This is a genomic window from Mycobacterium pinniadriaticum (assembly GCF_026242045.1).
Taxonomy (GTDB): domain Bacteria; phylum Actinomycetota; class Actinomycetes; order Mycobacteriales; family Mycobacteriaceae; genus Mycobacterium; species Mycobacterium pinniadriaticum.
Genome location: NZ_JAPJDO010000076.1, coordinates 1 through 8,456, shown reverse-complemented (window position 1 = coordinate 8,456; position 8,456 = coordinate 1). Strand labels below are relative to the sequence as shown.

Annotated in this window: 8 protein-coding genes and 1 pseudogene; 7 read left to right on the top strand and 2 right to left on the bottom strand. The window is 63.5% G+C overall.

Annotation, left to right across the window (positions count from 1 at the left end):
* The 6 genes from ORI27_RS32385 to ORI27_RS32360 form a co-directional block, all read left to right on the top strand.
* A partial coding sequence (locus ORI27_RS32385; RefSeq protein WP_456085475.1) for a putative alpha/beta hydrolase occupies nt 1-1,294 on the top strand: 1,294 nt, incomplete at its 5' end.
* 2 nt (nt 1,295-1,296) lie between these two features.
* Nucleotides 1,297-1,644 carry a hypothetical protein gene (locus tag ORI27_RS32380; protein ID WP_266001325.1) on the top strand — a complete coding sequence of 116 codons (348 nt, stop codon included), beginning with the start codon at nt 1,297-1,299 and terminating at the stop codon, nt 1,642-1,644.
* A 996-nt stretch (nt 1,645-2,640) separates the two neighbouring features.
* Nucleotides 2,641-3,033, top strand: coding sequence for a hypothetical protein (locus ORI27_RS32375; RefSeq protein WP_266001326.1), 393 nt, complete (start codon nt 2,641-2,643; stop codon nt 3,031-3,033).
* 96 nt (nt 3,034-3,129) lie between these two features.
* On the top strand, nt 3,130-3,456 hold the full coding sequence (locus tag ORI27_RS32370) for a hypothetical protein (protein ID WP_266001327.1): 327 nt from the start codon (nt 3,130-3,132) through the stop codon (nt 3,454-3,456).
* Between the two features lie 256 nt (nt 3,457-3,712).
* The gene (locus ORI27_RS32365) at nt 3,713-4,048 is read left to right on the top strand and encodes a hypothetical protein (protein ID WP_266001328.1); all 336 of its coding nucleotides are present in this window, start codon (nt 3,713-3,715) and stop codon (nt 4,046-4,048) included.
* Between the two features lie 102 nt (nt 4,049-4,150).
* Nucleotides 4,151-4,477, top strand: coding sequence for a hypothetical protein (locus ORI27_RS32360; RefSeq protein ID WP_266001329.1), 327 nt, complete (start codon nt 4,151-4,153; stop codon nt 4,475-4,477).
* Between the two features lie 194 nt (nt 4,478-4,671).
* Here ORI27_RS32360 and ORI27_RS32355 read toward each other — a convergent pair whose 3' ends face one another.
* The gene (locus ORI27_RS32355; RefSeq protein ID WP_266001330.1) at nt 4,672-6,159 is read right to left on the bottom strand and encodes a bifunctional phosphatase PAP2/diacylglycerol kinase family protein; all 1,488 of its coding nucleotides are present in this window, start codon (nt 6,157-6,159) and stop codon (nt 4,672-4,674) included.
* A gap of 108 nt (nt 6,160-6,267) precedes the next feature.
* Here ORI27_RS32355 and ORI27_RS32350 point away from each other — a divergent pair, with 108 nt between their 5' ends.
* On the top strand, nt 6,268-8,205 hold the full coding sequence (locus tag ORI27_RS32350; RefSeq protein WP_266001331.1) for an alkaline phosphatase family protein: 1,938 nt from the start codon (nt 6,268-6,270) through the stop codon (nt 8,203-8,205).
* Here ORI27_RS32350 and ORI27_RS32345 read toward each other — a convergent pair.
* Nucleotides 8,202-8,456: pseudogene (locus tag ORI27_RS32345) on the bottom strand (hypothetical protein); the annotation flags it as partial. The gene ORI27_RS32350 and the pseudogene ORI27_RS32345 overlap by 4 nt on opposite strands.

Genomic DNA, 8,456 nt, shown 5'->3' with positions numbered 1-8,456 from the left:
TCCGATCAATGACAGTGCCGAGGTTCAGCGCGCGACGACCCGGTTGCTGGTCCAGCGTGACCAGTTGCCCGCGATCGGTGCCGATCTGTCCGGTATCGCGGCGAACCTGGCGGAGGCCCAGCGGTTTTCCGGGATGCAGGTGGACAACCTCGACACCCAGTTGCATTACCTCGACGCGTTGATCGATCAGGCGTTGGCCCACGATCAGGACACCTCGGCGTTGGAGGATGATGCGATCTCGGTGACCGCTAATGTGCTGCGTCAGGTCGAGGGTCTGCGTGATGATTACGGCGCCAAGCTGGAGGCGTCGTTGACCGATCTGCGCGCCGAACACGGTTACGACCCGGCGCCGATTGAGGATGTCGACGGTGACGGCGAACCGGGCTCCGAGCAGCGGGGGCGCGAATCGGTCGACTATTACGACGTCAACCAGCGGGCCAAGGACGAAGCCCTGGTCAACGACGGCGGCCCGATGACCCAGGACAAGGCCGACGCCGCAACACGATTGCGCGACTTTGCCACCGCCACGAACCCTGCCGCCGACGCCGAAGCCCGCCGGCTGGCCGGTGAACGCCTCGATGACTTCCGCATGGCCCACTTCGTCGGCCCCCTACCCAAAGACCCGATCCTGGGTGGGGATGCCCGGACGCGAGCCCGCGGCCGACTCGACCTGCAACGACAACTAGAACAAGGGCTCTACGGCCTGCCCCCGATGACGGCCGACCAAGCGACCCAGACGTTGGACGAGGGCGAACAGTTCGGGCGAGTTGTTGCGGTGAGGCAGGCAATGACTGCGCTTACTAGCCAAGGCATGTCCGAGGACGGCGCCAAGGCAGTAATCAACGACTTGTTGCATGGTGCAAGCGATCTCGCGGGATACACGGGACCGGCGGCCAATGGTGTCGAAGCCTACGCCAAGGGAATACCTACCGGCGCGCACGCGAAGCTGGAAGATCTGTTGTCGCCGACCGACGCCGCGAAGTGGGCACATCTTGCCCGCAGGGTCGGAAGGGTTGGCGACCTGGTCGAACTCGGTACCGCCTTCAACGATTTCGCTCATGGCGGCAGTAGTGAAGAGCTGGGTAGCGCGCTGGGGGGTGTGGCGGGTGGTTCTGCGGCCGCCTGGGGTGCGGCAGCCGTCGCCGGGTCGTTCACCGGCCCGTGGACCACGGCGGCGATCGTCGTTGCGGCCGGCGTAGTCGGAGGTCTCGGGGGAGAGCAGTTGGGTGGTGGCATCGGGTCACTCTTCGACCCGGCGTTCGGGTCGGCCGGTGGCGGCGGAAAGAGCTGGTGAGAATGCAAGAGATCTTCGGCTATTCAGCATTGGTCGCGCTCGCCGCCGCCGCCATTTTCAGTAATTTCCCGCTGTGGAAGTCGGCCACGCTCTCTCCCGACTCGATTGAACGACGGGTTTGGTGGACCTGCTGCGCGGTCGCGACGGCGTCAGTGTTTCTCTCGCAAACGCCCCAGTGGGGGCGCGCGCTCTTTGCATCAATCATGTTGGCACTGGCCCTAGTCGCCGTCGCCGGTCGTTGGACCAACTTCATCAAAATCAAGGGTCGCGTATATGGTGCCTCCAGCAACGGCCGCCCTGACCGGCCACCGGCCTTAGCCCGTGACGACGACCGGGACGAAATCGAGTGAGTAATCCCGGCATGTGCCAGCCTGCGATCATCGGCGGTAGGGGAGCCGGGGCGCTTGCGAACTCGGCAATTGGCCCGGAAGGCGTCGCGGTCGCGGCGGTGGCCGGCGCGATCATCCTTGGGTTGGCGGAAAGACGCTGGGTGGATGGGGAGTGCGCAATTTGACAATTGATCTTCTCGGAGACGCCGCCACACCAACATCGCTGGCGGCCGCTGGGCAGCGGCTCCTTCTGGACGGCCCTTCCGCTTTCCTGCTGGGGGCCCCCGCAGTTGCCATATTCGTTGTTATTTCACAACTCCTTTGCACGAGTAGACGAAGCGCACGACTCAGCTACTGGGTCGGCTCGACCGCGACAACGGTGCTGCTGACAACCAGCGTGGCGCTCTCCGGGGCGGCCGTTACGCGTCGTGGTCCTCACTCTGGCGCTTTGTGTTTTCTTTGCGGTCGGCTTTGCGTATTTCGTTGGCTGGCAACTGAAGATTGGTGGTCGACCGCGCTCTGTCTTCGTGAAGAACACCCATCCGGATCCCTCCCGAGGATGGGTCTGACTCCCCACCGCCACCTCCCCACCTGCCAACAGCTACAACGGTGTGGTCACCGCGGACGGATTTTGGTGGATCGCAGCGGTCCTCACCGCCGTGATTGCGGCCGACGTGTACTTGTTGGCTGGGTTTTGCAATCTGTTCTCGGGACGGCTGCCTTGACCCTAATGGGAGCGCTAGCCGGCGTTGACGATGCCTCACGACGCCTACCGCGCGGTACGCGGCCAAAAGATCCCGGCGGCAATCGCCGCCGTTGTTTCGCTGCTTCTTTGGATGCTCCCGGCCATCGGCTACACGACCGGGTATCAGTACGGGAAACGTCGTCCTCTCAGGAACTTTGATCGCTCCGAGCAGCGACCAAGGCACTGATTCACACGCGAGCGGTGGGAGGTTCTAATGCCGGGCGTCCAGAGGTTGCGGCTGCTGGCGGAGGCGGAAGATCATGGTGAATCAAATGTATGAACTGGTCGCAACGTTCGTCGTCGCCGGCGGCTCTCAAGTTCAGCGAGGCAACAACCTATTAATGTGGCTGGCGTTCGGTGCCATCGCGATCGGTGTGATCGGCAGTACCCGCGCTCCATTCAAATCTCGCACGATGTCGCCTGATTCGATTGAGCGATGGTTCTATTGGACCGGGTGCGTCGTCGCGTGCGTCCTTGTATTCGTTTCGCAATGGCCCAACGTCTCGCGTGGTCTGTTCGGTGGAGTTGGGGGTGGAATTGCATTGGTGGCGATCGCATTCCTCCGCACGAACCATTTGAAGATTGGCGGGCGGATCTACGCAGCCTTCGATATTTTTCGCCACCCAGATCGCCCACCTGCGCTGGCGCCCGAAGATGAGCAATAGTGCGGTTGGCGGCCTAGGTCGCGAAGATCTTGGGGGCAGGATCGGCAGTTATTTCGATCCAAGTCTGGTGGGCGGCGGCGGGAAGAGTTGGTAGACATGCAGAGTACTTTGGCCTACATCGGCCTGGCCGCGATTATCGCGGGAGGCATTCTGGGCATGTTCCCGCTGTGGAAGTCGGCGACGTTGTCACCCGACTCGATCGAACGGCGCGTGTATTGGACCGGGTGTGCGATCGGCTCCGTGCTGTTGTTCTTTTCCCAATTTCCCGACTGGCGGCAGGGATTGTTTTTCTCGATCGGCGCGGCCGTGGCGCTGCTCGCGATCGCATTCCAGTGGACCAACCACATCAAGATCAATGGGCGGATTTACTCCGCGTTCAACAACAACCGCCGACCCGACCGGCCACCGGCCCTCGACGAGTAGGAGTGCAGCAAACTGCGAATAGTAATCAGGCGTCGAGCCCTCGGAGCGGGCGCACCTATGGGCAGACCATCGGAGAGACGGCGGGGTTAATTGGTGGTGGCTGCCTTGCCGCAGTCGGCGCCCGGGCGCTCGCCGGCTCTGCTATCGGACCGAAAGGCGCTGTGGCCGCTGCGGTCATCGGTTCAATCGTGATTCGCTTCGGTGGTGGGAAGTTCGGGGGCTGGATAGGTCCGCAACTGAAAGGTAGGGGGACTGTTTGATTACGCTTTCGGCAACTGAAGTGCTGATGCCGGCATGGTCTGGAGTCCTTCTGGTCGTCGGCAGTGTATTGATACTCGGCGGCTGGGTCGCCACCGTGGTTGCGCGCGAGCCACACTGGGATCGAAGGTTCTACTGGTTCGCGTGGGTGATTGGCGGTGCAGTCGGCTCGGCCTCGCTCATACCGAGAGGGCTCGGACTTGCACTCGCTGCCTACGCGGCCCTGATATTCGTTGCAATCGTTTGGGCCTTTTTCCGTACCAACTACATCAAGTTCGGTGATCGCATCATCGCCGCAACGCCCACCGACCGCCGACCTGATTCTGAGCAGTAGCGTGTACTCCCGGCCCGACGAAACGGTCACCAATGATTGGCGCAAAGCGGTGGTTATCACTGCAACTACCAATTCCGTTCTGGGCGCAAAGAGCTGGTGAGAATGCAAGAGATCTTCGGCTATTCGGCATTGGTCGCGCTCGCCGCCGCCGCCATCTTCAGTAATTTCCCGCTGTGGAAGTCAGCAACCCTGTCACCGGATTCCATCGAACGACGAGTCTGGTGGACCTGTTGCGCGGCCGCCACGGTACTAATGTTCTTATCGCAACTGCCCGACTGGAAGAGCGGGTTGTTCGTATCGATCATGGCTGCACTTACCCTGGTGATTATCGCGGGCTTCTGGACGAACTTCCTCAAGATCAACGGCCGCGTCTATGCGGCATTTCATCGCAACCGGCGCCCCGATCGGCCGCCGGCACTCGACGAGTAGGAATGCGGCAACTACGAATAGCGATGGCCGGTCGAGCCCCCCCGAAGACGGCGCACCCATGGGGCAGACCATCGGAGAGGCAGCAGGGTCAATTGGTGGCGGCTACCGACCTAGCTCAAGAAGCTGCCGCCCAACCCAATTGCGTGAACACATGGGAGAACTGGAGTTTAGCCACCGGACCACGCGCAGGATCGCTACAGCGGCCGAAAGACGGGCAGCACCCGATACCGCGCCGTGAAACTGGCGTGTTCGTACGCGTCACCGACCTCGCCGTCGCGGGCAAGCTGCGTCGGCCCGTCGACTGCCTCGAAGGAGAACTCCGGCACCTGCATCTCGTGGTACAGCGGGCTGCGTTCTAAGCGGCCCAACGCAAGTGCGGTCAGGATGCGCAGCCGGCTCAGCCGCCGACCGGTTTCCAAGATACGGACGTCGATCAGTCCATCGTCCATGCGGATGCGCCGAGCCGGCGCGAAACCTGATGGGAGATAAACGGAATTGCCCAGAAAGAACAACGACGTCTCGAGCGTCTTGTTGTCGTAGCGGATCCGCACCGGCGTCTCGCTGCGCAGCGTGTGCAGCATCGCGTACAGCCCGGCCAGCGGCTTGCCGATCTTGTGCTCGAGCTTCTCCCGGGCGTGCACGAACTGCGGGTAGGCGCCGATGCTGGCGGTGTTGATCACCATCTGCTCGTCGTTGAGGCAGACCAGATCCACATAGGCCGCATGCCCGCAGCGGATGGCCGAGACGGTGCGTTCGACGGTGTCGCAGCCGATGTCCTTGGCGAAGTGGTTGAACGTCCCGGCCGGAAATACCGCCAGCGGAACGCCTTCGGATACCGCCACCGCCGCCGCGCAGGACACCGTCCCGTCGCCGCCGCCGACTCCGAGCACCTCGGCGCGCTGTGCGGCGTCGCGCAGAACGGACTCGGGATCGTCGCCGTCACCGAGTTCGACGATCTCGGCCTTGGGAAGCTTCTCGCGGACCTCGTCGATGACGCGGGCACCGGTGCCGCTGCCCGACGCCGGGTTGACCACCAGGACCACGCCGTCGCCCGCGGGACGTTCGGGGGTGTCGATGCGCAGCGGCTCGGTGGCGGGCAACTTGGCCGACACGATGGGCGGAACCAGTCGTCCGCCCAGGACCGCGATCGCCGCCCCGATACCGAAACCGGCGAACACATCACCGGGATAGTGCGCACCGGTGGCCACCCGAGACAGGCCCACCAGGCCCGCCAGCAGTGCCAGCCCTAGCCCCAACGGTGGGCTCTCCAGGCCGACGCCGACGGCGAATGCGGCCGCGCTGGCTGAATGCCCGGAAGGCAACGAACTCGACGTCGGCATCCTGTGTGGCCGCCGCACCAGGGGCACCAGGGTGCGGTTGGGTCGCGGACGCTTCCAGACGCGCTTGGCGACCTGATTGGTCACCAGGCTGGTGACGGCGAGCGTGGCCACTCCGCGAGAGGCTCCGCGCCGCGCCGCCGGCGATCCTGTCGCGGCGAGTGCTGCGGCAATGGCAAACCACAGCTTGGAGTGGTCGGCAGCGCGGGTCAGCAGGGGCATCGCCTTGTCCAGCAGCGCCGTCGGCGATTCGGCGACGGCTTCGAAGACCTCGCGGTCCAGCGTGCCCAGGCCGCTGGTGATCTGTCGGATGCCCTGGCCCTCGAGCAAGCTGCGCGATCTCATCAATCCAACGTAGCTGTGAATTTTCCTACGGCATTGTCAATTTCCGGGACTTGGGCGCTCGTGCGGGTGTGAAATCAGTTGCCGCACGGGTGAGCAAAGGAGCCGTTCATGGGGTGTTCGAAATATGTCGGCCGAGTCGGAATGCTGGCCGCGACCCTTGGGGTCGGCTTGGCGTTGGCGACGATCAGTTCGCCAATCGCCGACGCCGCACCGTCAGACTCGGGCTCGGCGAAGTCGTCCGGAACGGCGCACGTACGGCCGGGTAAGCACGCCACCCCATCGGGGGCGACCCACAAATCCGGTGCTGTGCGGGTCGCGACGCCCGCCCAGGTGTCCGGCACCCTGACCCACGTCGCCACCGGGCTGGCCGACAGGTTGGGTCAGCTGCTGAAGCACGGCCCACAAGTACCGCCACCGCCGTCGCCGGCCGTGTTCGCGGCGGTGGCCGACGAAGTCCGCCGGGGGCTGAACCAGGCCTTCACACCCAAAACCGCGGCCGTCACGCCCGTCACCCCCAGCGTCGTGATGAGCGACAACCTCCTGGTCAACCCGGGTGCCGAGGTCGGCGACCCGTCACTGTCGGCCTACAGCGCGGTGTCCATGCCGGGTTGGACGATCACGGGCACGCCGACGGTGATCAAGTACGGCACCCTGCGTAACCTGCCGGGGCTGTTCGGCACTCTCGGCCCGACCCTGCCCAGGATCTTCGGCTTCCCGCAGACCGCGGTGCCCGACGGCGGCAATCAGTTCTTCGGCGGCGGCAACGTCGCGACATCGTCGCTCACCCAGGTCGTGGATCTGAGTTCCATCCAGAACGAGATCGACACCACCCCCGGTGGCGTCGCCTATGACCTCAGCGGATTCTTGGGCGGATATCTGCTCGACCCGTCTAGAACCACGGTCAAGGTCAACTTCCTGGACACCAACAACGCCTACATCAGCAGCGCCCAGATCGGTCCCGTCACCGCGCTGGACCGCCTGCTGCAGACCGGGTTCAAGCAGCGCGACACGTCCGGGGTGATCCCGGTGGGCACTCGCAGCGCGCAGGTCGTCGTCACCTTCAGCGACTGCAACCCGATACTGAGCAACTACAACAACGCCTACGCCGACAACCTCTCGTTCACGGTGGGGGCATCGGTGCCCGCCCCGGCTCCGCCAGATCCGCCGGCTTCGAACGTCGGCTCGCTGGATCACGTGATCATGGTTTACATGGAGAACCACGGCGTGGGTGACATCGTCGGCAGCCCGAACGCGCCGTACATCAACTCCTTGATCAACTCGTACGGCTACGCGCAGAACTACTACGCCCTGACCCATCCGAGCGACCCGAACTATTACCCGATACTCGGTGGGTCCGATTTCGGGACCCACTACAACTGCGCTGCAAACTGTTTCGACGAACCGAACATCGCCGACGAACTGGTTGCGGCTGGCAAGTCATGGGCGGCGTATCAGAACGGTGGCGGCGGATACAGCACGCCGACCGACCGCACACCCTTCCTGGCCTTCCACGACATCTACACCAACGAGGCCCTGGTGAATTCGCAGATCCGGGACATCTCGCAGATGGCAACCGATTTCCAAGACCCTTCCAGTGTCGCGGATTTCGTGTGGTTCGCCGCCGACGAAGCCACCAACATGGAGGGTCCGATCAGCACTCTTCCCGGCATCGCTCATTTCGCGTTCAGTCAGCTGACCACGCACCAGTACAACGTGAAGGCCGGCGATCAGTTCATCCAGGAGCAGATGTCGACGATCTTCAACTCGGACCTGTGGTCGTCGAACGAGAGCACCGCGGTATTCCTCACCTTCGACGAGGATTACAACAACATTTCGTTCGGCATCGGAAACGAGGGTAACCACGTCGTCATGGTGGTGATCCCGAACCAGGCCGCCATCGATGCCGGGATGCAGGGGGGAGCCTTCGTCGCCACCGACCACTACAACCACTACAGCCTGCAACGCACCATCGAGGAGTCGCTCGGTATCGCCCCGCTGACCAACAACGACAAGTACGCCCAGCCGCTCAACGAATTCTGGACCTAGTTGTCGGTTGGTGGGGGTAGTGGTTCGAAGGGGTGGTACCACTTCCATTGGGCGCGTTCGCCGGTCGGCCCGGGACACGGTGGAACCTTCGGTGGTGGATGATTCGGTGGGCGTGCGAGTGATCCTGCGGTGAGGGTTTCGCCGTCACGGTCGATGACAGTCAGGTGATCGGCGGGGCCGGTGATGGTGATCTCGCCGCGGTGGTGTTCTCGGTGGTGATACGGGCAGAGCAGCACGAGGTTGGATAGTTC